This window comes from Micromonospora sp. NPDC049230 (assembly GCF_040647875.1).
Classification (GTDB): domain Bacteria; phylum Actinomycetota; class Actinomycetes; order Mycobacteriales; family Micromonosporaceae; genus Micromonospora.
Window position 1 is genome coordinate 1 of sequence record NZ_JBEZCZ010000031.1, and the last position, 25,132, is coordinate 25,132.

Genomic DNA, 25,132 nt, shown 5'->3' on the forward strand with positions numbered 1-25,132 from the left:
ATCTCTCGGGTTCAACGTCTGAGCTGACCCCGGTCGGCTCTGCCCGTCGAGCGCGCCGCCCCGCCCGGGGCGTCGCGCTCGCTGCGTGTTGGCGCCCCAGGCAGTGCCACCGTCGCACTGTGCCGTGCCGTGCGTGCCGTGCCGTGCGTGCCGTCCCGCGCGTGCCGTGCCGTGCGGGCCGTGCCGCGCCACGCCGTCCCGCGCGCAAGATCGCGCAATGTCCTGGTTGTTAACGCCGTTGCGTTAGGTGGAACGGCTGTTCGTCAACCAGCACTGCCTCGTCGATCATGGAGTTGTGGTGGGTAACAGAACGCCCGTAAAACCCCCAAAGTCGGCACCACAACTCCATGATCGCCAAGCCGGGGCCCACCCGCTCCCCGATCGGGCACTTCCTGTTCCGGGTTGACCCGCTGGCTACAGCCCCTGACGCAACGGCGATGTCCTGGTTGTAGTGCTGTCGGCACCTCGGCGAGGCCACCAAAACCAGGATCGAGCACGATCTCGGCCAAACCGAGCGGATCTTGGCCGTTGCCTCGCCTCCGTCCCGCTGATCGAGAAGATCTCGGGGCCTGTTGACGCCAACCTCTTGATCGGCCGGGCAGGCGCGTCGTGCCGGGGGCGGTGGTTGGGACACTCTGGGCTTTGGATGTCGCTCTGCCTGGTGGAAATACGGTGGCGGGGACGCCGCTCCGGCGCGGAGGATGCGCGTGTGATCGAGGCGTACCCGATGCAGGTTTCTGTCCGTGCGGCCACTGCCGTGCGCCGACAGCGGCCGATCCGGGGACGAGCCTCGATCCGTCGCCCGTCGTCGTGAGCGGCGCGTTCGTCGGCGGCGTGGTCGCCGGCTACGGCGTCGCCATCCCGGTCGGCGCGATCGCGATCCTCATCCTGGGGCTCAGTGCCCGTACCTCGTTTCGGGTCGGTGCGGCGGCGGCGCTCGCGGTGGCGACGGCCGACGGGCTCTACGCGGCCCTCTCGGCGTTCGGCGGCGCCGGCCTGGCCGGGATCATCGCACCGGTCGCCGGCCCGCTGCGGGTGGTCGCCGCGGTGGTCCTGTTGGGGCTTGCCGCGCACGGCCTGTGGCGGGCCTGGTCGACGCACCGCTCGCGGCTGGCGCCGACGGCACCCCCTGGTCGGGGTCTGGGCACGCCCGGGCGGGCCTACGCGGCGCTGCTCGGGTTGACCCTGTTGAACCCGGCGACGGTGCTCTACTTCGCCGCGCTGGTGCTCGGCGGCCGGGACACGGTCGCCCCGGGTGCGGTCGATGCGGCGTTCTTCGTGGCCGGCGTGTTCGTGGCGTCGGGCAGCTGGCAGCTGCTCCTCGCCGGGGGTGGCACTGTGGTCGGCCGAGCGCTGGCCAGCCCACGCGGTCGACTGGTCACCGGCCTGGTGTCCAGCGCGCTCATCGCCGCCCTGGCGATGGCCACGCTGCTGTCGACCTGAGCGGGCCCGCGCCCCCGACGGCCCGGTCCCGCTGTGACGTGCGGTCACCGCCAGGGGGCCCGGACGGGCTGGTCGTGCGGTCACCGCCCGGCGGCCCGGGTGGGTTCGTCGTGCCGTACGGTCGGGCGGTGACCAGTCGACCAGCAGCCGGGGGCGGCCGGTGGGTCGAGGTCGACCCGGCCCGCGTCGGCCGGTGGGTCGAGGGCTTCGCCGACCGGCACGGCCCGCCCACCACCACAGTGCGGGAGTACGGCCTGTTGCTGACCGCCCCCGACGGGTCCACCGCCGAGCTGTACGCCCCACCCGGGGCGCCGGCCAGCGTCGACGTCGCCGGGTTCGTGGCCTACGCCGTCGCGCCCCGCCGGATCGGCCTGCTGCTGGCCCGCAAGGGCGCGGTGGCCGTCGGCGTGGCCGAGGGCGCCGACCTCGTCGTCTCCAAGGTGGACACCCGGTACGTGCAGGGGCGCACCGCCGCGGGAGGGTGGTCGCAGCACCGGTTCGCCCGGCGACGCGACAACCAGGCCAAGGCGGCGCTGGGTGACGCGGCGGACCTGGCCGTACGGCTGCTGTTGCCGGAGGCGGCAAGGCTGACGGCGGTGGTCTGCGGCGGTGACCGGCGGGCGGTGGACACGGTGCTGGCCGACCGGCGGTTGGCCCCGCTCGTGCCGCTTCGTGCCGAGCGGTTGCTCGACGTGCCCGAGCCGCGCCACGCGGTGCTGGTCGCCGCGGTGGGCGCGGCGCGGGCGGTGTGGATCCGACTGCGCGACCCGGCACCTGCCCAAGCGGAGTGACGTCGGCGGTCGGTGTGGCCGCCGGAGGGACCACGCCCAGGTAAAAACCGCCTCACCGCCGGGCAGGTGTCGGAGGATGGGCAGGTGGAGTTTCTGGTTGACCTGGTGACGACCGTGCCGCAGGGAACGTCGGAGGATGCGGTCGCCGACATGCGCAGCCGTGAGGCGGCGCGCTCGGCTGAGTTGGCGGCGCAGGGCAGTCTCCTGCGACTGTGGCGGCCGCCCCTGGCGCCGGGGGAGTGGCGTACGTGGGGGCTCTTCCGGGCCGACGACGCGGATGCGCTGGAGGCGGTGCTCGCGTCGATGCCGCTGCGCGCCTGGCGACGCGAGACGGTGACGCCGTTGACACCGCACCCGAACGACCCTGGCCCCCGGTGGTCCCGGGCGCTTCGCCGCTCCGCCTGATCACCAGGGAGATCATCATGTCCGAGGCCCAGATTCTGCGTACCGTCCTCGACCTGTGGAAATCGGCTGTCGACGCCCACGAGCCGGATCGCGTCGCGTCGTGCTTCACCGACGACGCGATCTTCCAAGGGCTGCGTCCGTACACGGTCGGACGTGCCGGAGTCGCCGCGTACTACGCCGCGCAGCCACTCGGTCTGACCGCCAGTTACGACATCCGGGAGATCCGCCGACTCGCCGACGATGTGATCCTCGGCTACCTGGAGGTGGAGTTCGGCTTCACCGACCGCCCACCCCTGCCGGCCCACCTGGGCGTGCTCCTGCGCCGAGTCGACGACAACTGGCAGATAGGCCACTACCAGATCTCACAACTTCCCTAAACCGGTGCCCGCCGCCCTCGGGTCGATCATCAAGTTGTGGTGGTGGACGCGTGGGGCACCACCACAACTCGATGATCGGCGTGGTCAGAGCTGGTCGGTGGCGAAGGTGTCGCAGGTCTTCGGGTCGCCGCGGTCGTAGCCCTGGGTGAACCAGCGCTTGCGCTGCTCGGACGTGCCGTGGGTGAACTGGTCCGGGTTGACCCGTCCGCCGGAGCGTTCCTGGATGCTGTCGTCGCCGATCGCCTCGGCCGTGTTGACGGCCTCGCTGATGTCGGCCTCGGTGATCGACGTGAACAACGGCTGCTGGCCGGTCTTGTCCTTGCTCTCGGTCGCGTGCCTGGCCCAGGCTCCGGCGTAGCAGTCGGCCTGCAACTCGAGCCGCACGGAGGCGGAGCGGGGGCCGCTCTGGTCGCCCTGGCCGGCCTTGGCGTTGGTGCCGAGCAGGTTCTGGATGTGGTGGCCGTACTCGTGGGCGAGCACGTAGGGCTGGGCGAACTCACCCTTGGCGCCGAACCGCGACGCCAACTCGTCGTAGAAGCTCAGGTCGATGTACACCTTCCGGTCGGCCGGGCAGTAGAACGGGCCGACGCCCGAGTCGGCCTGACCGCAGCCGGTGTTCACGGCGGCCTGGAAGAAGTTCGTGACGGTCGGCTCGTACTTGCCCTTGCCCAGCTCCGGGTACGTCTTCTGCCAGTAGCCCTGGATGCTGTTGACGTAGAGCGCGTTGCGGCAGCGCGGGTCTTCGAGGTGCTGGGGGTTGCTTGTCGCGCACACCTCCTTGAGGTCGGTGCCGCCGGCCTGGCCCGTGTCGTCGCCGTTGGTCATGGCGTTGAGGCCGAAGCCGCCGCCGAGCAGCGCGACGAGCACTGCCACCACGATGCCGATGATGCCGCCACGGCCGCCGCCTCCGGGAATCGGGAAGCCGATGCCGCCGCCGGATCCGCCACCCCGGCCCACATCGTTGACCTGCGAGGTGTCGATTTCGGCCCGCTCGTTGAGTTCCATGCTGACCCCGATCGCCGTATGTCGGTGAGTGTCGTCTGTGTGTCGTTTCGTCCCATGAGGTGCCGGACGGGGTCCGGACAGGCGTTCGGTACCCGATGATCTTGATCGGTAATCCGGGCGGGTCGGCGGGGAGCGCCCGGTACACTTGTCCCCGTGCCGCGCTGCGAAGGCTGAACCGCCCCGCGCCGACGGGCCCATCCCGCCCGCCGGCGCTTTCGCGTGCCCTGAGTCGGCCTTCCAGACCCCGAGAGCGAGTCCCACGAGATGATCACTGCCACCGGCCTGGAACTGCGTGCCGGTTCCCGGATCCTGCTGTCCGACACCACCCTGCGCGTACAGCCGGGTGACCGGATCGGCCTGGTCGGTCGCAACGGCGCCGGCAAGACCACCACGCTGAAGGTGCTCGCCGGCGAGGGGCAGCCGTACTCCGGCCAGATCGACCAGCGCAGCGCCATCGGCTACCTCCCGCAGGACCCCCGCACCGGCGACCTGGAGGTGACCGGCCGCGACCGGGTGCTCTCCGCGCGCGGCCTGGACGTGCTGATGTCCCAGATGCAGGAGATCGAGGCCCAGCTCGCCGAGGACGCCAACGACAAACTGGTCCGCCGCTACGGCGCGCTGGAGGACCAGTTCGCCGCGCTCGGCGGGTACGCCGCCGAGGCCGAGGCCGCCCGGATCTGCGCCAACCTCGGTCTGCCCGACCGGGCGCTCGCCCAGACCATCGGCACCCTCTCCGGCGGTCAACGCCGACGCATCGAGCTGGCCCGGATCCTGTTCCGCGACGCGGGCGAGAACGGCGGTGGCATCCTGCTGCTCGACGAGCCGACCAACCACCTCGACGCCGACTCGATCACCTGGTTGCGCGGCTTCCTCGCCAACCACAAGGGCGGCCTGATCGTGATCTCCCACGACGGCGCGCTGCTGGAGTCGGTGGTCAACAAGGTCTGGTTCCTCGACGCCACCCGGTCCGTCGTCGACGTGTACAACCTGGGCTGGAAGGCGTACCTGGAGGCACGCGAGACCGACGAGCGACGCCGCCGTCGGGAGCGGGCCAACGCGGAGAAGAAGGCCGGCGCGTTGATGGCGCAGGCCGACAAGATGCGGGCCAAGGCGACCAAGACCGTGGCCGCGCAGAACATGGCCCGCCGTGCCGAGAAGCTGATCTCCGGCCTGGAGGAGGTGCGGGTCGCCGACCGGGTGGCCAAGGTGCGTTTCCCCAACCCCGCGCCGTGCGGCAAGACCCCGCTCACCGCGACCGGCCTGTCCAAGTCGTACGGCTCGCTGGAGATCTTCACCGACGTCAACGTCGCTGTGGACCGGGGCTCCCGGGTGGCCATCCTCGGGCTCAACGGCGCCGGCAAGACGACCCTGCTGCGGATGCTCGGCGGGCTGCTCACTCCGGACACCGGCGAGGTGCACGCGGGCCACGGCCTGCGGCTGGGCTACTACGCCCAGGAGCACGAGACGCTGGACGTGGAACGGACCGTGTTGGAGAACATGCGTGCCGCGGCCGTCGAGCAGTCCGACACCGACCTGCGCAAGATCCTGGGCGCGTTCCTCTTCTCCGGCGACGACGTGAACAAGCCGGCCGGGGTGCTCTCCGGTGGCGAGAAGACCCGGCTGGCCCTGTCCACCCTGGTCTGTTCCGGCGCCAACGTGCTGCTGCTCGACGAACCGACGAACAACCTCGACCCGGTCAGCCGGGAGCAGGTGCTCGACGCCATCGCCAACTACCCGGGCGCGATCGTCCTGGTCACCCACGACCCGGGCGCGGTGCTGGCGCTCAAGCCGGACCGCGCGATCCTGCTGCCCGACGGCGACGAGGACGCCTGGAGCGACGACCTGCTCGAGCTGGTCGAGCTGGCCTGACCGGGCGGCTCAGCCGAGCTGGCCTGACCGGGCGGCTCAGCCGAGCTGGCCTGACCGGGCGGCCGGCTCAGCCGAGCAGGTCGACCAGTCGGCCGAGCACGCCGGAGCTGACCAGGATCACCACCCCGACACCGATGAAGATCGTCGGTACCAGCCAGGCGCCGGCGCGCTCGACCAGCCGCACCACCCGCCGGTGCCCGCCCAACCAGGCTCCGGCGGCGCACCAGACCGCGATCAGCAGCACGAAGACCAGCAGGAACACCGCACTGTCGGCGGCACCGAGGGCTCGGAACACCGGCACGTAGACGGCCACGTTGTCGGCCCCGTTGGCGATCGTCACGCCGGCCACGCCGAGCATGCCGGTGACGACAGTCGGGGGCTCGTCGTCGTCGGAAGCCCGCAGCGCGCGGACGCCCAGCGCGATCGGCAGCAGCCCGAGCAGCCCCGTCCACGGGTCCGGCACCACCAGCAGGCCGGCTGCGATCACCGCGCTGGCCAGCGCGAGCGCGCCGATGCCGAGGTATTGACCGGCGACAATCTGCCAGGGGCGGGGTCGGCCGGTGGTGCGGGCCGCGACGAAGAACAGGGTCAGGATGACGATGTCGTCGATGTCGGTGGCGACGAAGACCACGGCGGCTCCGGCCGCGGTGCCCAGCAGGTCGATCACGACCGAAGGTTACGGGTCGCCGGCAGCCGCCAGCATTCGGCGGTGGTACGCCCGGACGCCGTCCGAGACCGGTTGCCAGGATCACTCTATCGGGAAGCTGACATTGCATAGCGTGTCGGTTGGCGAAGAGTTGATATCTGGCGCATGATCGTTCGAGGCGGTCTAATAGGTGGGACCGTATCCGAACCGCACAGTCTGGGACGTGAGGACACAGCATGGCAGCCACTGGCACAGCCACCAGCACTGAGAAGGGTCGCCGGATCGTCGGAGCCGAGCGTCAGACGCTCGCCAAGGACCTGGTAAAGCGGTACACGTCGGGGGAGAGCATCCGCGCGTTGGCCGCCTCGACCGGCCGTTCCTACGGGTTCATCCACCGAGTGCTCACCGAGTCAGGGGTGCAGCTGCGTCAGCGCGGCGGTGCCCGGCGCCGCAAGAAGGCGTGACCCGCCTCCCCGCGTCGTCGACAAGCGCGACGCCCCGGGCCGCCCGGTGACCACCGAGGCGACCGGGGTTCGGTTGACCTGCGACGGGCCGGTTGCCACGGTGACGTTGTGCCGGCCCGACGTGCTCAATGCTCAGACACCTGCGATGTGGCGGGCGATGAGCGACTTCTCCCGCGATCTGCCCGGCGACGTGCGGGTGGTGGTGGTCCGGGGCGAGGGGCGTGCGTTCTCCGCCGGCCTCGACCTCGCGGTGGCTGGTGCTTCCGGCCCCGGCTCCTTCGCGGAGCTGGCCACGCTGCCCGAGCGGGAGTGCGCCGAGCGCATCGCGGAATTCCAGGCGGGCTTCACCTGGCTGCACCGCCCGGACATCATCTCCGTCGCGGCAGTGCAGGGGCACGCGATCGGCGCCGGCTTCCAGCTCGCGCTCGCCTGCGATCTGCGTGTGGTGGCGGCGGATGCGGAAATGTCGATGGCTGAGGTGACGCTCGGCCTGGTGCCCGACCTGGCCGGCACGAAACGCCTCGTGGAGTTGGTCGGCTACGCGCGGGCACTGGAGATCTGCGCGACCGGCCGCCGGTTGGACGCCGCCGAGGCGGACCGGATCGGGCTGGCGACACTGGTGGTGGCACCAGCCGAGCTGGACGGGGCGGTCCGCGACCTCACCGCCGGGCTGCTCGCCGGTGCCCGCGACGCGGTGGTGGAGATCAAGGCCCTGCTGGCGGGCGCGGGCGGGCGGTCGCACGCCGACCAGCAGCGCGCCGAGCGGGAGGCACAGACCCGCCGACTGCGCGATCTGGCCGGCCAGGGAGAATAGGTAAGGACCGGACGGGAAGATCCGGGTTACGACCGAGGTTGTCACAGTCGTCGGGAGAATCGACCTGACGGAGCAGTTCGCCCGACGACCCGGAGGTGAGCGATGTCCAACCCGATGTCCGGCGGTGGCATGGCCGGGTGGAGCATGCTCCGGGCGATGCGCAACAGCGACGAGGTCTCCACGCACCGGCTCAAGCGCGGGGTCGCCCGACGGATCGTGGCCTTCGCCCAGCCCTACCGGCGTGACATCGTCGTCTTCCTGTTCACCGTGGTCCTGGCCGCCATCATCGGCGTGGCCACACCGGTGCTCGCCGGCGACGTCATCAACGCCATCAACCGGGGCGGCGCCGAGGCCGGCCGACTCGTGGTGCGGCTGGCCCTGTTCATCGCCGGGCTGGCGGTCGCCGACGCCCTGCTCTCGCTGGCCCAACGGTGGTATTCGGCCCGGATCGGCGAGGGCATCATCTACAACCTGCGCACCCGGGTCTACGACCACGTGCAGCGGATGCCGTTGCAGTTCTTCACGCGTACCCAGACCGGTGCCCTGGTCAGCAGGCTCAACAACGACGTGCTGGGTGCCCAGCGGGCGTTCACCTCGACGTTGTCCGGCGTGGTCAGCAACGTCATCCAACTCGTGCTCACCGCGGCGGTGATGTTCACCCTCTCCTGGCAGATCACCGCGCTCTCGCTGGTGCTGTTGCCGATCTTCATCATCCCGGCCCGCCGGGTGGGTCGGCGGCTGGCCGACATCACGCGCGAGTCGTACAACCTCGACGCCAAGATGAACGCCACAATGACCGAGCGGTTCGGGGTGGCCGGCGCGCTGCTGGTGAAGCTCTTCGGTCAGCCGGAGATCGAGGCCCAGCGGTTCGCCGGCCGGGCCGAGCGGGTGCGTGACATCGGCATCCAGTCCGCGATGTACTCCCGCACGTTCTTCGTGGCGATGTTGCTGGTCGCCTCACTGGCGCAGGCGCTCACCTACGGCCTCGGCGGCTGGCTCGCGGTGACCGGCGGCGTCAGCGCGGGCACCGTCGTGACACTCGCGCTGCTGCTCACCCGCCTGTACGGTCCGCTCACCGCCCTCTCCAACGTCCGGGTGGACGTGATGAGCGCGCTTGTCTCGTTCGACCGGGTCTTCGAGGTGCTCGACCTCAAGCCGGGCATCGTGGAGAAGCCCGACGCGGTGGTGGTGCCCCGGGGCGCCGGCCGGGTCGACTTCCGGGACGTACGGTTCCGCTACCCGAGCGCCGCCGAGATCTCCCTGGCCTCCCTGGAGGAGGTCGCCACGCTGGACCGGACCGTCAACGAGCCGGTGCTCAAGGGGGTCTCGTTCAGCGTGGAGCCGGGGCAGATGGTCGCGCTCGTCGGCCCGTCCGGCGCCGGCAAGTCGACGCTGTCGATGCTCATCTCCCGGATCTACGACGTCACCGACGGGCAGGTGCTGGTCGGCGGGGTGGACGTGCGGGACGCGACGCTCGCCTCCCTGCGCGACGAGATCGGGGTGGTCACGCAGGATTCGCACCTGTTCCACGAGACGATCGCCGAGAATCTTCGCTACGCCAAGCCGGACGCCACCGACGACGAGATCTGGGCCGCGTTGGCCGGCGCCCAGGTGGCCGACCTGGTCCGGGCGCTGCCCGACGGGCTGGACACGACAGTCGGGGAGCGCGGCTACCGGTTCTCCGGTGGCGAGAAGCAACGCATCGCGATCGCCCGGCTGCTGCTCAAGGCCCCGTCGATCGTGATCCTCGACGAGGCGACCGCACACCTGGATTCGGAGAGCGAGGCGGCGGTGCAGCGGGCGCTGGCGGTGGCGCTGGCCGGGCGTACCGCGCTGGTGATCGCGCACCGGCTCTCCACAGTGCGCGACGCCGACCAGATCCTGGTCCTCGACGGCGGCCGGATCGTCGAGCGGGGGCGGCACGAGGAGCTGGTCGCGGTCGGCGGGCTCTACGCCGAGCTGTACCGTACCCAGTTCGCGTTCGCCGACTCGCCCACCCCGTTCGTCGACGCGACCGGCCCCGAGCCGGTGGTCATGCCGCTGGGCACCTATCGCGCCGACGAGGTGCTGCCGCCCGCCGCCGCCAACTGACGTACGGCGACCGGGCCGTCGACACCGAGCCTGTGCGGCTCAGTCGGCCACGAAGGCGGCGATGGTGCTCGCCAACGGCGTGCAGGCGAACACACCGTACGCGGCGGCGAGAGCGGTGGAGGCGACGCACCACCGGTACCGGGTCGCCGGGCCGCGGCGGCGCGTCGTCGCCAGCACAGCGACCCCGATCACCGCGAGCAGGATGCCGGGCACCGGCCCGAGCAGGGTGAGGTAGAAACCCGGCACGCCGAGCAGCCAGCCCGGCACGAGGAAGGTCCAGGTCGGCGGGTACGGCCGGGGCGCCCACAGGTAGGGGACGACGGCCGCGGCGAGGTAGGCCGCCACGGCGTACAACTGGATGCCGACAAGCGTTCGGATCGGCGCGGTGGACGCCTCGATGGGGGTTTCGACTGGCGAACTCTGGGCCGTGCCGGCGGACACATCCGTCATTGTCACTCCACTGTGGCGGCATCGCGGTTTGCGCTGAGGGTAGGGGTGCGGGTGCCGCGCCACAAGCTCGTCGCCGACCGCTGGTCAGAACGCCGCCCCGCGCAGCTCGGCGAAGGCCAGGCCCAGGGTGACCGGGGTGAAGTGCGCGTTCAGGCCGCTCGGGTTGGGCAGCACCCACAGGCGGGCGCCGGCCAGCGACTCCGGCTGCGGCCCGAAGGTGGCCTTCGGCCGTCGAAAACCGATCCGGTACGCGGTCACCCCCACCACCGCCACCCAGCGCGGCCGGTACCGCGCCACCTTGTCGGTCAGGATCGCCGCGCCGTCGAGAAGTTCCTCGGTGCTCAGCTCGTCCGCGCGGGCGCTGGCCCGGGCGGCCATGTTGGTGATGCCGAGCCCGAGCGCGGGCAACTCGTCCTGTTCGCTCGGGTGCAGGAGGCGGGGAGTGAACCCGCCCCGGTGCAGAGCGGGCCAGAACCGGTTGCCGGGCCGGGCGAAGTGCCAGCCCGTCGCGGCCGACCAGAGGCCCGGGTTGATGCCGACGAAGAGCACCGCCAACCCCGGCGCGAGCACGTCGGGAATCGTCCGGTCGGCAGCCGCCGCCAGCTCCGCCCGGGTGGGGCGGGCGGTGCGGGTCGCTGCTGGCTCGGCCCGGCCGTTGATCGACTCGGGTTCCTGAAAGTCGCGGTGTCCTGGTCGCGTCGACCGCCCGGTTTCCTGAAAGCCGAGTCGATCAACGGCCGCGTGGTCAGGCTTGGCCACCTCGGGCGACGTCACGGCACAGGCCGGTCGCGCCTCGTCGGGGGCTGCGGCTCGGGCAGGTCGCGCCTCGTCGGGGGTCGCGGCTCGGGCCGGTCGCGCCTCGTCGGCTGTCACAGCCCGCGCAGCGCGCCGCCGTCGACCGGCAGGGTGATGCCGGTGAGGTAGCTCGCGGCGGGGGAGAGCACGAACGCGGCCACCCGGCCGAACTCGGCCGGGTCGCCGATGCGGCGCAGCGGGATTGTGGCCTCAGCCTCGGCGCGGGCCCGCTCCGGGTCGCCGGTCGCCCCGAAGAGCTCGCGGTTGCGATCGGTCATGATCCGGCCGGGCAACAGGCCGACCACGCGTACGCCGCGCGGGCCGAAGTCGTCGGCGATGTCCTTCGCGGCCCCGACCAGGCCGGGCCGTAGGCCGTTGGAGATGCCGAGGCCGGGCACCGGACCCCGGGCCGAGGTGGAGAGCACCAGCCCGATCGCACCGCCCTCGGGCAGCGCGGCGGCGATCGTGCGGACCGCACGGATGGTGCCCAGGAAGACGGTCTCGAAGGAGAGCCGCCACTGCTCGTCGCTGATCGCGGCGGCGTTGCCCGCCGGTGGGCCGCCGACCGAGATGAGCGCGCCGTCGAGCCGGCCGAAGTGCTCCCGGGCGGCGGCGACGAGCTGCCCCGGGGTCTCCGGGTCGGCCAGGTCGGCGGTCAGCCCGACGGCGTGCTCGGGACCGCCGAGCTGCCGCGCGGCGGCGGCCACCGCGTCCGGGTCCCGGGCCGAGAGCACGACCCGCGCCCCGTCGGCGACAAGGCTCTGCGCGGTCGCGTAACCCAGACCGCGGGAGGCGCCGGTGAGGACGTACACGTGGTCGGTCAGTCCGAGATCCATAACTCCGATCCTGCCGCATCCGGTACGGCGTCGCCAGCAAGGGTGGACACCCGTGGGGCGGGGCGCAGCAGGCGTACCCGGCCGACGATCTGCACCGCCATGGCGCCGCCGGCGCGGCCCACCGCCGGCAACCGGCGCGGACGCGGCACGCCACGCCCGTCGTAGCGCAGGCGCGCCTCCCGGACGGCCAGCTCCTCGGCGGCCGCCGGCGGCAGCGCATCCTGTTCGCGCAACGTCCGGGCCAGGTCCCAACCGTCGCGCAGTGACCCGGCGGTGGGTCGCCGGGCGGCCCAGTCGGCGAAGGTGGTCGACCACCCGGCACCGAGGCCGGCGGCGAGCAGCGGCCAGTGCCGGGCCACCTCGCCGGCCCGCTTGCGCAGCAGGGCCGCGCGGGTGGCGGCCAGCGGGCCCGGTGCGAACCCCTCCGGTGGCGCACCCCCGGCGACAAGCGCCGCGACAAGTTCGGCCTGCCGCTCGGCGAGCCCCGCCCGGGGTGTGGGCGCGGCGTCGGGTGTGCCGGTCATGTCACGGCCGGGAGGCCCGCCGCGGCGGCCAGGGCGTCCAGTTCGGCGCGCAGCTCGGCGGCCGGCGGGTAGTGGCCGTCGCGTTCCAGCAGCAGCGCCGGCGGTCGTTGCCGCGCGCAGAGCGCGCCGACCAGCTCCAGCACCGCCGACGGCACCGGGTCGGTGTGGGTGTCGTGGTAGAAACCGCCGTGCTCCGCGCCCCCGGCCACGTGGGCGTACGCGACCCGCTCCAGCGGCAGCCGCTCCAGCAACGCCAGCGGGTCGGTGCCCCGGTTGCGGGCGTTGGCGTGCACGTTCGCCACGTCGAGCAGCAACAGCGCCCCGGTCCGGTCGAGGATCTCGGTGAGGAAGTCCGCCTCGTCCAGCTCGTCGTCGGGCCAGTCGAGCAACGCGGCGATGGGTTCCAACGCGATCGGCACCGGAAGCTCGGCCTGTGCCCGCGCCACGTTGGCGCAGACCGCGTCGACGGCTTCCCGGCTGCGCGGCAGCGGCAGCAGGTGCCCGGCCTCCAGGCCGCCCGCCCGGACGAACGCGATGTGCTCGCTGACCAGCGGCGCGTCCAGGCGCTGCGCCACCGCGGCCAGGTGGGCGACCCGGGCCGGGTCGACCGGCTCGGCGCCGCCGAGGGAGAGCCGCACCCCATGCGGTACGACTGTCACCGCGCGTTCCCGCAGCTGGGTCAGGCCGGGTGGGAGCGGCCCGGTGGCGGGCACCCCCTCGGCCACCACCTCGACGAAGCGCAGCCCCGGCAGCTCGGCCACGAAGCCGGCGATCTCCGGACGCCAGCCGATACCGACACCGGACGGGTCGGTCATCCGCCGCACCCCCCGCCACCGCCGCAGCCGCCGCCCCCACCGCCGCAGGAGCTGCCGCCACCGGAGCTGTCGCCTCCGCCACCGGACGATCCGTCGGAGCCGCCCGTCCAACCACCGCTGCTGGAGATGGCCTGGCGCTGGATCTCGGCCTGCTCGGCGAAGCCCGGGTCGAGCGCCCAGAGCGAGGCGGTGCCGAACAGGGCCACGCCCATCGCGGCACCGGCCGCACCGTAGGTGGCGTAGGCCGGCGCGGAGGCGGGCGACAGGTGGGTGTGCTGGCGGCGGATGTCGCGCAGCGCGGCCTGCCCGGCTCGGGTGCGCCTGGGCGCCCGGGCCACCAGCAGCGTCGCGACCAGCAGCCCGGCCAGGGTGAGGAGCAGGTAACCCACCGGACGGCCGTTGCCCAGGCCAAAGAGCAGCCGGAGTACGCCGAGGCCCAGCAGGACCAGCAGGGCCGTCCGCCAGAGCCTGGCCCGCTCGCGCTGAGTGTCGTTCGTCAGCAACCCACGCTGCTCCAGGCCGTTGCGGAGCTGGTCGAGCGCGGCGCGTACGCGCTCGTCCTGGGGCAGGTCGCGGACCCGTGCGTGTTGGTGGGCGGCCCAGTGGACTGCCTGGTCCAGGGGGGTGAGCCCGGACGGCGGGGCACCCACGGTGGTCAGCCGGCGGTCCGGGCGCACGGCGATCGCGCCGCTGCCCCGCAGCCCCCCGAGTGCGGCGTGTACGGCGAGCTGGGGCCCACCGTTGAGGTACGCGACCTGCTGCGGCCCGAGCGGATCGAGCGTGCCGTGCCCCGGGGCGGTCAGCAGTCGGACCCGGTAGTAGGCCGCGATCGCGACCACCACGACGGCCGTCGCGATGTAGTACCGGAGGAAGGTCGGGCCGGGGATGCCCCAGGTGTCGCTCGCGTGGACGATCATCGACTGCTCCTGTCACCGGAGGGATCGGCGGCCCCATTGTGGGGCAGCCTCGCCAGGGTCGAGCGACCGGTGTCCCCGAGCGGTCAGCGGCGGCGGACCGCCTCCTCGACGAGGTCGAGCACCGGGCCCAGGTCACCGGCCGGTCGACCCATCGCCAGGTGCAGGACCAGGCCGTCGTAGGCCAGCTCCAGGAACTGGGCCAGCACGTCGATGGGGACGTCCTCGCGCAGCACCCCGGCGTCGCGCTGGCGGGCCAACCGGTCGCGGGTCGCCTCGGCGATCGCGGCGGACCGCTCGGCCCAGCGCTTGGCGAACGCGGGGTCGGTGCGCAGCCGGCGGGACACCTCCAGTTGGCTGCCCAGCCAGCCGGTGGTGTCGGGGGACACGGCGCGGGCGAGCAGGTCGCGCATCACCTGGACCAGACCGTTGCGGGCCACCGTCTCGACCATGGCCGCCGCGTCGTCCTCGGCGACGGCCAGGAAGAGCGAGTCCTTGTCGCGGAAGTGATGGAAGATGGCGCCGCGGGACAGGCCGGTGGCCTCCTCGAGGCGGCGGACTGTCGCTCCCTCGTAGCCGAGCCGGGCGAAACACGCACGCGCGGCGGCGAGGATCTCCTGCCGGCGCGCGTCGAGCTGGTCCTGGCTTACTCTGGGCACGCGTCGATCGTCGCAGGTCACCCCGAGGGCACGCAAACCGTACGTACGGCTTGGTACGCCGCCGACTACCATCGCCCGGTGACCCCGCCCCACACAGTGCCCGCAGCCCCGCTGACCGTGGCCACCGTCCAGGCCACGCCCACGCCGGGTGACGTCGCCGCGAACACGGTCGCCGCCGCCGACCTGGTTCGCCGAGCTGGTGAGCTGGGCGCCCGGGTCGTCGTCCTGCCGGAGTTGTTCCTCTGCGCGTACCACCCGCCGACCCTCGCCGCCGACCCGGCCGGCACGGACGTCGCGGCCGATCCGGCCGGTGACGTCGCGGATCCCCGGCTCGACCCGCTGCGCGTCGCGGCGCGCGAGGCCGGCGTCACCGCGGTTGTCGGAGCCGCCGCCCGACACCCGGACCGACGGCGGACCATCGCCGCGCTGGTGGTCGACCGGGCCGGCGCGGTCCGGGTCGGCTACGACAAGCAGCAGCTGTGGGGCGACGAGCGCGAACTGTTCAGCGCCGGCGACCGGGGTGCCACGCTGCTCGTCGACGACTGGCGGCTCGGGCTCGGCATCTGCTACGACGGCTGTTTCCCGGAACACGGCCGGGCCGCCGCCCTCGACGGCGCACACGGTTACCTGTGCCCCAGCGGATACCTGGCCGGCTCCGAGCACCGCCGGGACCTCTACTACGCGGCGCGAGCCCTGGACAACACGATGTTCGTGGTCTTCGCCAACGCGGTCGGCGGCGTCGACCCGTGGCGGTTCAACGGCGGCGCCGCGATCTACGACCCACAGGGGCGGGTGCTGGCCCGGGGCGCCGACGAGGGCACGGAGGTGCTGGTGGCAACACTGGACCCGGCCGCGCTCGCGGCCACCCGGTCGGCCCATTCGATGCTCGCCGATCGACTCGCGGACCAGGGCGGCACCCGGTCGTCGATGTCCGGCTGAGCACATCGTCAGGTAGGTACCCGCTGCATCTGTTGGCGGACACGTCGGTCCCGTAGGGTGCCCGAGTGCCACTGCTCCTGCTGGACCTGGACAACACCCTGCTGGATCGGGCCGGGCCGTTCCGCCGCTGGGGTGAACGCTTCCTGGACGGCATCGGCGCGCCCCCCACCGACATCGACTGGCTGATCTCGATCGACGCCGACGGTCTGACCGACCGTTGGGACCTCGCCGACGCCATCCGGGACCGCTACGAGCTGCGCATCCCCTCGATCGACCTGGTGGAGGACCTGCACGACGGGGTGGTGGAGCAGACCCGGCTCGACCCGCTGACCGCCTGCGCGCTGCGGATCGCCGACGACGCCGGCTGGGTGCCGGTGGTGGTCTGCAACGGCACGCTACGCGTCGACGACGCCAAGATTCGCCGGACCGGCCTGGACCGCTACGTCGCGGACTGGGTGATCTCCGAGGAGGCCGGGGTCAGCAAGCCCAACCCGCGGATCTTCGCGCTGGCCGCCCAGCGGGTACGGATGCCGTTGCGTGGTGCCTGGGTGGTCGGCGACAGCCCGGAGGCCGACATCGGCGGCGCCGCCGCGGTCGGGCTGCCCAGCGTCTGGCTACACCGGGGGCGCACCTGGTCGGACGTCCGGTTCGCGCCCAGCCGCACAGTGGACGGGCTGATCGCCGCGGTCGCCACCATCCTCGCCCGCTGACGCCCCGCCGTGTGCGCCCCGCGCCAAGATCCACGCAGGATCCCTGATGTTGCTGCCTCGGGACGCTGCGAGGCGGCAACATCGGTGATATTGCTGCCGCTGATCGTGATCGCGGCAGCGCGGGGGCGGGACTCGGTAATTCGGTTGACCCGTTGACGCGCCGCGGCGAGCATTGTCGGCGCATGGTGCACCCCGGGCGTGTGTCCGGTCGAGAGAAGAGGAGGTCAGCCGTGGCTGTCTTCGCCTGTCGCTTCCAGCTGCCTTTCTCAGCCTCGACCAAGGGAACCTCACCACAGTGCGCGATCACGACCTTCCGGCGCTGGAGCGCCGGAGCCGCGGCAAGAGCCGCTTCGACGACGACGAACCGCAGTTTCTGAAGCGCGGGCGGCACACCGAGCCGCCCGCAGACCCGGACAGCGACCCTGACCCGGCCACCGGCGAACGCTGGTCGTCGTGGGACGACGCCGTCCACGGACCCGAGCCGCACCCCGCCTGGCTCGTCACCGAGTTGGCCGCCAAGGACACCGAGTTGGGTGTGCTGAAGACCGGCAAGGAGGCGGACGTCCACCTGGTCCGCCGGGCCGTGCCCGACACCGACCGGTCCTGCCTGCTGGCGGTCAAGCGGTACCGCGACCCCGAGCACCGGCTGTTCCACCGGGACGCCGGCTACCTGGAGGGTCGCCGGGTGCGCCGCTCCCGGGAGAACCGGGCCATGGCCGGCCGGACGGCGTTCGGCCGGCAGATGATCGCCGGGCAGTGGGCGGCCGCCGAGTTCGCCGCCCTGGCCCGGCTCTGGGAGATCAGCGCCGGCAACGACCGGATCGCCGTGCCGTACCCCGTGCAACTGCGGGGCACCGAGCTGATGCTGGAGTTCGTCGGTGACGCCGAGTCGGGGGAGGCGGCACCCCGACTGGCCCAGCTGCGACCCGGCCCGGCCGAGCTGCGCGACCTGTGGGCCCAGTTGGTGGAGGCGCTGCGGGTGCTGGCGCGGGCCGGCTACGCCCACGGCGACCTGTCGCCGTACAACCTGCTCGTACACCAGGGGCGGCTGGTGGTGATCGACCTGCCGCAGGTGGTCGACGTGGTGGCGAACCCGCAGGGGCCGGAGTTCCTGGCCCGTGACGTGCGGGTGGTCGGCGCCTGGTTCGCGGCCCGGGGTCTTTCCGCGGAGCAGGCCGACCCCGCCGCCTTGACCAGTGAGTTGTTGCGCGAGGCGGGCCTGCGCTGATCGGTGTGGGTCGGGCGGCACGGGGCCGCCCGACCCACCACGGTTACTGTAGGTAGCGTTCCACCTCGGGCTTGGGTCGTTCGCCCTGTGCGTCCGGGTCGCCGTGGGTCTCCCGTGCGGCCCGCCTGCGGCGTAGGAGGTCCCAGCACTGGTCGAGGGACTCCTCCAGAGCGCGTAGCCGCTCGCTGGTCTCGCCCTCGGTGCCTGACTCGTGGGCCTGGGCATCCGCCCGCAGCCTGTGTTCCTCGTCGACCAGCTCGGTGATCCGGTTCAGGATGGTCTTGTCGTCCATGAGAAGAGCCTGGCACAGGGTGCCGGGCATCGCCCGGATTCGGTAGTTCCGCCGGGTCGGCGCGCGGGGCCCGGGTCGGGCGGGGCCGAGCCGGTGATTCCTCGGATGCGCCGGATCGATGGAAGTCAAGTGACGTTCATCACTATCGAAGATCATCCTTGCCGGCCAGGGGTCCGGACCGTCGTCACCTGCGACATCCATCGCGTGCGCTCATCTCGGCGCTCCGATTATCCGGAGACGCAATCATTGCGCATGAAAATTTCACGTACTGCGCCTAGAGGAAGGCGGTTGCGCGATGGCATGCTCCACGAATACCTAACTCCGCATAGTCGTTTCGCGACACCGAGTATCCACAAGGGAGTGTCAGTTCCCGTGGTAGCACCTCACGCCGTGCCGGTTCAGCCACGACGAGCGGGCTCGGTCCCGCTGCGCCACGTGGTGCCCAACCTGTTCCGTGATCCGGCCCGCACCCTGGTCGAGATGGGCGAACGGTCACAGGGCGAGGTGGTGAAGCTCAGCCTCGGTGCGTTCCGGCCCTACCTGGTCACCCGGCCGGAGCATCTGCAACGGGTGCTGCGCGAGAAGCCCGACAACTACGTCCGCGCCGGTGACGGGTTGCAGTGGCGTCCGCTGAAGCGGTTGTTCGGCGACGGCATCCTCAGCGACGGCGAATACTGGAAGAACAGCCGTCATGTGCTCCAGCCGCTGTTCACCGCCCGGCGGGTCGACTCACTCGTGGACCGGCTGGCCGAGGCGATCGAGGATGCCGTCGACGAGCTTGACGAGCCTGCCCGCACCGGCCAGCCCGTCGACATGGGCACCGTGCAGGCCCAGATCGTCTGCTCGGCGATCATGCGGGTCTTCTTCGCCGACAAGATCTCGGTGCCGCAGGCCATGCGCATCATGCAGGCGCAGGACGCGATCGCCTGGTCGGTGATGCCGCGGCTGATGGTGCCGTGGGCGCCCTTGGCCATGCCGATGCCCGGCGACCGGGCCTTCCGCAGTGCCGTCCAGGTCATCGACGACACGCTGCTCCCGATCGTGCGCGCGGCCCGGGAGACGGCCGAGACCGATGGCGACGACATCATCTCCACGTTGTGGCGGGGCCGCACGGAGGCCGGCGGACGGCTCGACGAGCGGCAGGTCCGCGACGACACCGTCTCCATGGTCGCCACCACCACCGAGACCACGATCAGCGTCCTGACCTGGCTCTGGCCGCACATCGCCCAGGACGAGCAGATCGCCGAGCGACTGTACGAGGAGATCGATCGGGTGGTCGGTGACGCGCCGGTCCGGCGTGAGCACCTGCGCGAGTTGCGCTACACCCGGCAGGTGCTCGACGAGTTGCTGCGGCTCTACCCGATCGGCTGGCTCTTCCCACGCCGCGCCGTGGAGGCCGACGTGATCGGCGGCGTCCGGATCGAGGCCGGCGCCACGCTCGTGGTCAGCCCGCTGATCACCCACCGGATGTCCGCCTTCTGGGACCGGCCCGACGTGTTCGACCCCGACCGCTTCGACCCCGAACAGGTCCGACACCGGCACCGGTACGCGCACTTCCCCTTCGGCGGCGGCCCGCACCAGTGCATCGGCATGCACCTGTTCTACCTGGAGGCGATGCTGATCGTGGCCACCGTGCTGAGCCGGTTCCGCTTCAGCCTGCAACGGCAGGCCGTGCCCGGCATCAAGGTGGCCGCCGCGCTGCGTCCCCTTGAGCGGGTCGAGGTGACCCTGCGACCGGTGCGGAGCGTCTCGGCATGACCGCGGAGCTCGCGTCGCCGCCGACCGTCGGTGGCGACCAGATGGCGCTGGCCGCGGAGCAGGGCCGGATCTGCGCACTCGCCGCGAAGGGCCAACGTGACCTGGCCGAGCGCGCCGCCGCGTACCCCGATCTCTTTCCGGCGCGACCGTTCGACCCGGCGCTGTTCGGCAACGTCGCGATGGCCATCGCGTTCGGGGCGCCCTGGTGTGACCTCGACCAGTTGCGCGTCACGAACCGGGCCGTGCTGTGGGGCTTCGCTGTCGACTGGCTCGTCGACCACGAGGCGCGCAGCCGGGACGAGATCGACAGGCTGACGGCGAGCTGCCTCGCGGTGGCCGAGGGCGGATCACCGGCCGACGACGACTCCCTCGGCCGCTTCCTCGCCGAGTTGCGCGACGAGCTGGCCGCCGTGCCGGCGTACGCGACCCACGGGGCGGTGTGGCGCACCGAGTTGCGGACGATGTTCGACGCCATGGCGCGCGAGTGGGACTGGAAGCAGGCCGCCGACACCGGCGTGCTGCCCACGCTCGACGAGTATCTGGCCAACGCGGCGAACCTCGCCTGCACCGTGGTCAACGTCGCGCACTGGATCCACTCCGACGATCCCGCGACACTGGCCCACCTCGACGCGCTCGTGGCGGCCAGCGACCAGGTGCAACGGATCATTCGGCTGGTCAACGACCTGGCCAGCTTTGAGCGCGACAAGCGGTGGGGTGACCTCAACGCGTTGATGGTGGTGCCGGAGCGGGCCGACGTCGAGCGCCGGATCACCGAGCTGGTGGCGTACGCCCGTGAACTGCTCGACCCGCTACGGGCCACCTGCCCGGTGCCGGCCGACTACCTCGCCCGGCAGATCGGGTTCAGCACGGGCTTCTACGGGTCGACCGATTTCTGGGGCGTGTCGTGACCACCGCACCAGCCGCCGGTGCCCGGGACGAGTCGGCGGTGGCCGCGTCGGCTCGCGAGTTGCTCGCCGCCCTGGTGCTCGAGCCGGCGGGCCGGGTCAGCCCGTCGGTCTACGAGACCGGCCGGGTCGTCGCCGACGCGCCGTGGCTGACCGGTCACGACCGACGGCTGCGCTATCTGCTGGACGCCCAGCGTGCCGACGGCGGCTGGGGTGGCGCCGGCGGTTACGCCGTGGTGCCGACGGTGAGCGCGGTGGAGGCGCTGCTCAGCACGCTGCGTGGCACCGAGGACTCCGGCCCCGACCCGCTGGCCGCCGCGGCCACCCGCGGGTTGGAGGTGCTCGCCGACTGGCTCGGCAGCGGCACCCCGCTTCCGGACACACCGGCGGCCGACCTCATCGTGCCGGCCCTGGTGGAGCGGATCAACGACCACCTCGCGTTCTTCGCCACCCGCGACGATCGGAGGTTCGCCGACGGGCTCCGTGCCCTGCCCGGCGGGGACCGACGGCGGCTCGACGCCGTACACGCCCTGGCGGGCAGCGGGCGCCCGGTGCCGCAGAAACTGGTGCACGCCTTCGAGGTGCTCGGGCCGCTCGCGCGCCGGCACGTCGGCGTGTCCCCGGTCGCCGGGGCCGTCGGCGCGTCACCGGCGGCGACCGCCGCCTGGATCGGCGACCCGGCGACGCCCGGCGCCGACCCGGCGGCGCTGGCCTACCTGCGCGACGCTGTCGGCCCGCTCGACGGGCCGGTGCCCTGCTGTACGCCGATCACCGTGTTCGAGCGGGCCTGGGCGCTGAGCAACCTGGCCCGAGCGGGAGTGCCGGTCCGGCCGGCCCCGAAGCTGGTCGCCGAGTTGACCGCCGCGCTCGGGCCGCAGGGCACGTCGACCGGGCCGGGGCTACCCGCCGACGCGGACACCACCTCGGTGACGCTCTACGCGCTCGCCCGCCTCGGTCATCCGGTGGACCCGGCGAGCCTGCTGCACTTCGACCTCGGCAGCCACTTCTGCACCTGGCAGGGGGAGGATGGCCGGTCGGTCACCACCAACGCGCACGTGCTGGAGGCACTCGGCTGGCACGCCCGGCACACGTCGGCCGGTGCGAGCCGCTACGCCGAGCGGGTGGTGGCGCTGGCCGGGTGGCTGGGTGACGAGCAACAGCCCGACGGCTCCTGGGCCGACCGCTGGCACGCGTCGCCGTACTACGCCACCTCCTGCGTCGTGGCGGCCCTGGACACCTACGCCCCGGCCGACGTCGCCGGGCCGGCGGTGGACCGGGCCGTGGACTGGTTGGTCGCCTCCCAGCGGGCCGACGGGGCCTGGGGGCGCTGGGCGGGCACCGCGGAGGAGACGGCGTACGCCCTGCACGTGTTGCTCGGGGTGCGTCGACAGGCACGCCCGGGGGTGCCGGAGGCGATCGGCCGTGGGCTGCGTCGTCTGACCGAAGTGGACGATCGCGACGAGTACCCTCCACTGTGGCACGACAAGGATCTCTACGCCCCCGTGCTGATCATCCGCGCGGCAGTCCTCGCCGCCCGGCACGTGGCGACGACCAGATCCGACCTGGTCAACAGCTCGGGGCCGGTCGCCGCCGCGCGTCCGTACGGTGGTCACATGATCGCCAGCGCTTGAGCATTGGCCCCGGACGCTGCTAGCGTGCGCCGGGGTCGATGCGTGCACGACGCACTCCTGACTGAACAATCACACAGGCCGCGCCAGGGACGGTGTAATGGGTTCCCGCAGTACGAATCTGCGTACCAAGGTCGTTGCTCTCCTCGTCTCGCTTGTCGCGCTCTGGGGCTTCACGGCCTGGGTCACCGTCCGGGACGGGGTCAACCTGCTCGGTGTGCAGACGCTGGACACCAAGGTCTTCGATCCCACCGAGCCGCTGCTGTTGCAGTTGCAGTCGGAGCGTCGGGCGTCGCTGACCTACCTGGGCCAGCCCGACGAGGCGCAGCGCGCCGCGCTGGCCCAACTGCGGCAGCGCACCGACGAGTTGGCCGCGACGTTCACCAGGTCCACCGAGGACTGGCAGGTCGGCACGCTGGGCAGTGACGCCCTCGACCAGCGGATCAAGGCTCTCATCACCGGCCTGAACGAGCTGAAAAAGACCCGCACGGCGGTCGACGACCGCAGCATCGACCGGGCCGGGGCCATCGCGACCTTCACCGGTGTGATCGAGTCGATCTACCGGGTGTACGACGTGCTCGGCAACCTCGACGACGACCAGGTCGCCGAGGACACCTCCGCGCTGATCGGCCTCAACCGGTCCCGGGAGCTGCTGTCCCAGGAGGACGCGCTGCTGGCCGGTGTGCTGGCCGCCGGGCGGATCACCGCGGCCGAGCGGGCGGAGTTCACCCGGATCGTCGGTGCCCGGCAGTTCGCCGCCTCCTCGGCGCTGGTCCGGCTCCCCGCCAGCGACCAGGGTCGCTACCAGGCGATGTCGACGGGCACCACCTTCACCCGGCTGACCGTCCTGGAGACCCAGGTCATGCAGGGTGCCGGTGCCGGCCGGCCGCCGCTTACCCCGACCGAGTGGGGCGACACCACCGGCCCGGCGCTGACCGAGATCCGTGCTGTCGTGCTGGCCGGCGGTGACGGCGTCGTCGACCGCGCCACCCCGGTCGCCGTCGGCGTGGTCGTCCGGCTGGCGCTGGCCACCGGCCTCGGTCTGCTCGCCGTCATCGCGTCGATCATCGTGTCCATCACCACCGCCCGCGCGCTGGTGCGGCAACTGGAACGGCTGCGCGAGTCGGCCTTCCGCCTCGCCAACGAGCGCCTGCCCGGCGTGGTCGAGCGGCTCGGTCGCGGCGAAGAGGTCGACGTGGCCACCGAGGCGCCACCCCTGGAGTTCGGCACCGACGAGATCGGCCAGGTCGGCAAGGCGTTCAACGCGGTCCAGGAGACCGCGATCCGCACCGCCGTCGAGCAGGCCGAGCTGCGGCGCAACGTCCGCGAGGTCTTCCTCAGCCTGGCTCGGCGTACGCAGGCGTTGGTGCACCGCCAGCTCACCCTGCTCGACGCCATGGAACGGCGCGAGCACGACGCGGAAGAGCTTGAGGACCTGTTCCGGGTCGACCACCTGGCCACCCGGATGCGACGCAACGCGGAAAACCTGATCGTGCTCTCCGGCTCCACGCCGGGTCGGGCGTGGCGGCGCAGCGTGCCGATGGTCGACGTGGTGCGTGGCGCGGTCGCCGAGGTGGAGGACTACACGCGCGTCAACGTGCTGCCACTCGGGCCGGTCTCCCTGGCCGGCCGCGCGGTCGGCGACATCATCCACCTGCTCGCCGAGCTGATCGAGAACGGCCTGTCGTTCTCGCCGCCGCACACCACAGTGGAGGTGCGCGGCCAGTTGGTGGCCAACGGGTTCGCCCTCGAGATCGAGGACCGGGGCCTCGGCATGAGCGAGGAGGACCTGGCCGCCGCGAACCACCGCATCGTCGACCAGTCCGAGCTGAACCTCGCCAACGCCGCCCGGCTGGGGCTCTACGTGGTGAGCCGACTGACCGAGCGGCACGGCGTACGGGTCCGGCTCAAGGAATCCGCGTACGGCGGCACCACGGCGGTCGTGCTGATCCCGCGGGAGTTGGTCGCCGAGACCGGCGCGGGCGCGGAGGACTCCGGCGAGATGCGCGCCGGTTCCCCGGCCATCGCACTGCCGTCGACGGCGGGCGGCACCGCCGCTCTCGACGCGGACAGCGGCGGCCGACCGGCCATCCTCGCGCCGGTCGCGCTGGCCACCGCACCACACTCATCGGGCTCGGCGGCACAGGGCACGCCGGACCCGGTGGACCAGACCGACCCGCTGGCCGCGGACAGCACCGCGACCCAGCAGGGGGAGGGGAGCGTCGTGGAGGCCGGTCTACCCACCCGACAGCGGACGACGCCGGCGAGCGACACGCCGGAGTTGCCGGTCCGTGCCCGCCGTGGCTCGGGGCAGCCTGCCCTGGAAGCCCCCACGGTGCCTACCGGCCTGCCCGCCGTTGATGCTTCCCGGCGGGCGGACAGTGCCGTCGAACCCGCCGTCAACCGTTCGCAGCGGGCGGACAGCGTCGTCGAGCCCGCGCTCGGCGGCGGGCCGGTGCCCGCCGGGGCCGAGGCGGACCGCACCCACTCGGGCCTGCCGGTCCGGGTTCGGCAGGCGAACATCGTCCCCGAGTTGCGTGACGACCCGACGGCCAGCGAGACCGACGACGACGATGTGGTACGTGCGCCGGAGCAGGTGCGCCGCATGATGAGCTCGTACCAGACCGGCACCCGGCGAGGTCGGACCGACGCGGCGAGACTGCTCGGCGGCGTGTCCGATGGCCCGCCGACGGGAGCGTCCGAGCCTACCGACGAGGACCCCACCGCTACCTGACCCGACCGCCGCAGACGCGGTTTCGCACGAAGTGACGGTC

General features: G+C 72.4%; 25 protein-coding genes. 15 read left to right on the plus strand and 10 right to left on the minus strand.

All coding sequences use genetic code 11. From position 1 onward, the window contains the following. The first annotated feature begins 810 nt into the window (after positions 1-810). The 4 genes from AB0A95_RS23690 (at position 811) to AB0A95_RS23705 (ending at position 3,016) form a co-directional block, all read left to right on the plus strand. Positions 811-1,443, plus strand: a complete 633-nt coding sequence (locus tag AB0A95_RS23690) for a LysE family transporter (protein ID WP_357557922.1) — start codon at positions 811-813, stop codon at positions 1,441-1,443. A gap of 128 nt (positions 1,444-1,571) precedes the next feature. Further along, positions 1,572-2,234: an acVLRF1 family peptidyl-tRNA hydrolase gene (locus tag AB0A95_RS23695; protein ID WP_357557924.1), complete on the plus strand. Its 663-nt coding sequence runs from the start codon at positions 1,572-1,574 to the stop codon at positions 2,232-2,234. A gap of 84 nt (positions 2,235-2,318) precedes the next feature. Next, on the plus strand, positions 2,319-2,639 hold the full coding sequence (locus AB0A95_RS23700) for a muconolactone Delta-isomerase family protein (protein WP_357557926.1): 321 nt from the start codon (positions 2,319-2,321) through the stop codon (positions 2,637-2,639). A 17-nt stretch (positions 2,640-2,656) separates the two neighbouring features. Further along, complete coding sequence (locus AB0A95_RS23705; RefSeq protein ID WP_357557928.1) at positions 2,657-3,016, plus strand: DUF4440 domain-containing protein; 360 nt, start codon at positions 2,657-2,659, stop codon at positions 3,014-3,016. Positions 3,017-3,100: 84 nt separating this feature from the next. Here the strand turns inward: AB0A95_RS23705 and AB0A95_RS23710 are convergent, their stop codons facing one another. Further along, positions 3,101-4,021 (minus strand): neutral zinc metallopeptidase, encoded by a 921-nt coding sequence (locus AB0A95_RS23710; RefSeq protein WP_357557930.1) that lies wholly within the window; start codon positions 4,019-4,021, stop codon positions 3,101-3,103. Positions 4,022-4,285: 264 nt separating this feature from the next. Between AB0A95_RS23710 and AB0A95_RS23715 the strand changes: the two genes are divergently transcribed. Continuing rightward, a complete protein-coding gene (locus AB0A95_RS23715; protein ID WP_357557932.1) occupies positions 4,286-5,890 on the plus strand; it encodes an ABC-F family ATP-binding cassette domain-containing protein in 1,605 nt (534 codons plus the stop codon). A gap of 67 nt (positions 5,891-5,957) precedes the next feature. On the opposite strand, the gene AB0A95_RS23720 is transcribed toward AB0A95_RS23715, so the two are convergent. Continuing rightward, on the minus strand, positions 5,958-6,557 hold the full coding sequence (locus AB0A95_RS23720; protein WP_357557933.1) for a cadmium resistance transporter: 600 nt from the start codon (positions 6,555-6,557) through the stop codon (positions 5,958-5,960). Positions 6,558-6,772: 215 nt separating this feature from the next. Between AB0A95_RS23720 and AB0A95_RS23725 the strand changes: the two genes are divergently transcribed. The 3 genes from AB0A95_RS23725 (at position 6,773) to AB0A95_RS23735 (ending at position 9,905) form a co-directional block, all read left to right on the plus strand. Further along, positions 6,773-7,000, plus strand: coding sequence for a helix-turn-helix domain-containing protein (locus AB0A95_RS23725; RefSeq protein ID WP_007462679.1), 228 nt, complete (start codon positions 6,773-6,775; stop codon positions 6,998-7,000). Between the two features lie 46 nt (positions 7,001-7,046). Continuing rightward, positions 7,047-7,814, plus strand: a complete 768-nt coding sequence (locus AB0A95_RS23730; RefSeq protein ID WP_357557934.1) for an enoyl-CoA hydratase/isomerase family protein — start codon at positions 7,047-7,049, stop codon at positions 7,812-7,814. A 114-nt stretch (positions 7,815-7,928) separates the two neighbouring features. After that, positions 7,929-9,905: an ABC transporter ATP-binding protein gene (locus AB0A95_RS23735; protein ID WP_357558019.1), complete on the plus strand. Its 1,977-nt coding sequence runs from the start codon at positions 7,929-7,931 to the stop codon at positions 9,903-9,905. A 39-nt stretch (positions 9,906-9,944) separates the two neighbouring features. On the opposite strand, the gene AB0A95_RS23740 is transcribed toward AB0A95_RS23735, so the two are convergent. The 7 genes from AB0A95_RS23740 to AB0A95_RS23770 all read right to left on the minus strand — a co-directional run bounded on the left by AB0A95_RS23740 (position 9,945) and on the right by AB0A95_RS23770 (position 14,898). Continuing rightward, positions 9,945-10,355: a hypothetical protein gene (locus AB0A95_RS23740; RefSeq protein WP_357557935.1), complete on the minus strand. Its 411-nt coding sequence runs from the start codon at positions 10,353-10,355 to the stop codon at positions 9,945-9,947. A gap of 84 nt (positions 10,356-10,439) precedes the next feature. Next, entirely contained in the window at positions 10,440-11,015 is a 576-nt protein-coding gene (mug, locus tag AB0A95_RS23745; protein WP_357558020.1) for a G/U mismatch-specific DNA glycosylase, read from the minus strand. Positions 11,016-11,224: 209 nt separating this feature from the next. After that, positions 11,225-11,986 carry an SDR family oxidoreductase gene (locus AB0A95_RS23750; protein WP_357557936.1) on the minus strand — a complete coding sequence of 254 codons (762 nt, stop codon included), beginning with the start codon at positions 11,984-11,986 and terminating at the stop codon, positions 11,225-11,227. Then, a complete protein-coding gene (locus AB0A95_RS23755) occupies positions 11,971-12,510 on the minus strand; it encodes a hypothetical protein (protein WP_357557937.1) in 540 nt (179 codons plus the stop codon). The genes AB0A95_RS23750 and AB0A95_RS23755 overlap by 16 nt, the downstream gene beginning before the upstream one ends. Beyond that, positions 12,507-13,325: a DUF692 domain-containing protein gene (locus AB0A95_RS23760; protein ID WP_357557938.1), complete on the minus strand. Its 819-nt coding sequence runs from the start codon at positions 13,323-13,325 to the stop codon at positions 12,507-12,509. Before AB0A95_RS23760 ends, AB0A95_RS23755 begins: the two co-directional genes overlap by 4 nt. Continuing rightward, positions 13,322-14,242, minus strand: a complete 921-nt coding sequence (locus AB0A95_RS23765; protein ID WP_357557940.1) for a TIGR04222 domain-containing membrane protein — start codon at positions 14,240-14,242, stop codon at positions 13,322-13,324. The genes AB0A95_RS23760 and AB0A95_RS23765 overlap by 4 nt, the downstream gene beginning before the upstream one ends. A gap of 83 nt (positions 14,243-14,325) precedes the next feature. Further along, a complete protein-coding gene (locus AB0A95_RS23770; RefSeq protein ID WP_234591495.1) occupies positions 14,326-14,898 on the minus strand; it encodes a TetR/AcrR family transcriptional regulator in 573 nt (190 codons plus the stop codon). A gap of 78 nt (positions 14,899-14,976) precedes the next feature. Between AB0A95_RS23770 and AB0A95_RS23775 the strand changes: the two genes are divergently transcribed. The 3 genes from AB0A95_RS23775 to AB0A95_RS23785 all read left to right on the plus strand — a co-directional run bounded on the left by AB0A95_RS23775 (position 14,977) and on the right by AB0A95_RS23785 (position 17,775). After that, positions 14,977-15,837, plus strand: coding sequence for a carbon-nitrogen hydrolase family protein (locus AB0A95_RS23775; protein WP_357557941.1), 861 nt, complete (start codon positions 14,977-14,979; stop codon positions 15,835-15,837). 65 nt (positions 15,838-15,902) lie between these two features. After that, the gene (locus tag AB0A95_RS23780) at positions 15,903-16,547 is read left to right on the plus strand and encodes an HAD family hydrolase (protein WP_357069879.1); all 645 of its coding nucleotides are present in this window, start codon (positions 15,903-15,905) and stop codon (positions 16,545-16,547) included. 295 nt (positions 16,548-16,842) lie between these two features. Beyond that, the gene (locus AB0A95_RS23785; RefSeq protein ID WP_357557942.1) at positions 16,843-17,775 is read left to right on the plus strand and encodes an RIO1 family regulatory kinase/ATPase; all 933 of its coding nucleotides are present in this window, start codon (positions 16,843-16,845) and stop codon (positions 17,773-17,775) included. A 43-nt stretch (positions 17,776-17,818) separates the two neighbouring features. On the opposite strand, the gene AB0A95_RS23790 is transcribed toward AB0A95_RS23785, so the two are convergent. Further along, positions 17,819-18,067 (minus strand): DUF2630 family protein, encoded by a 249-nt coding sequence (locus AB0A95_RS23790; protein WP_357557943.1) that lies wholly within the window; start codon positions 18,065-18,067, stop codon positions 17,819-17,821. A gap of 480 nt (positions 18,068-18,547) precedes the next feature. Here AB0A95_RS23790 and AB0A95_RS23795 point away from each other — a divergent pair, with 480 nt between their 5' ends. The 4 genes from AB0A95_RS23795 (at position 18,548) to AB0A95_RS23810 (ending at position 25,092) form a co-directional block, all read left to right on the plus strand. Next, complete coding sequence (locus AB0A95_RS23795; RefSeq protein ID WP_357558021.1) at positions 18,548-19,825, plus strand: cytochrome P450; 1,278 nt, start codon at positions 18,548-18,550, stop codon at positions 19,823-19,825. Then, a complete protein-coding gene (locus AB0A95_RS23800) occupies positions 19,822-20,733 on the plus strand; it encodes a terpene synthase family protein (protein WP_357557945.1) in 912 nt (303 codons plus the stop codon). Before AB0A95_RS23795 ends, AB0A95_RS23800 begins: the two co-directional genes overlap by 4 nt. Further along, positions 20,730-22,361, plus strand: coding sequence for a prenyltransferase/squalene oxidase repeat-containing protein (locus AB0A95_RS23805; RefSeq protein ID WP_357557946.1), 1,632 nt, complete (start codon positions 20,730-20,732; stop codon positions 22,359-22,361). Before AB0A95_RS23800 ends, AB0A95_RS23805 begins: the two co-directional genes overlap by 4 nt. A 97-nt stretch (positions 22,362-22,458) precedes the next feature. After that, positions 22,459-25,092 carry a nitrate- and nitrite sensing domain-containing protein gene (locus AB0A95_RS23810; RefSeq protein WP_357557949.1) on the plus strand — a complete coding sequence of 878 codons (2,634 nt, stop codon included), beginning with the start codon at positions 22,459-22,461 and terminating at the stop codon, positions 25,090-25,092. Positions 25,093-25,132 lie beyond the last annotated feature (40 nt).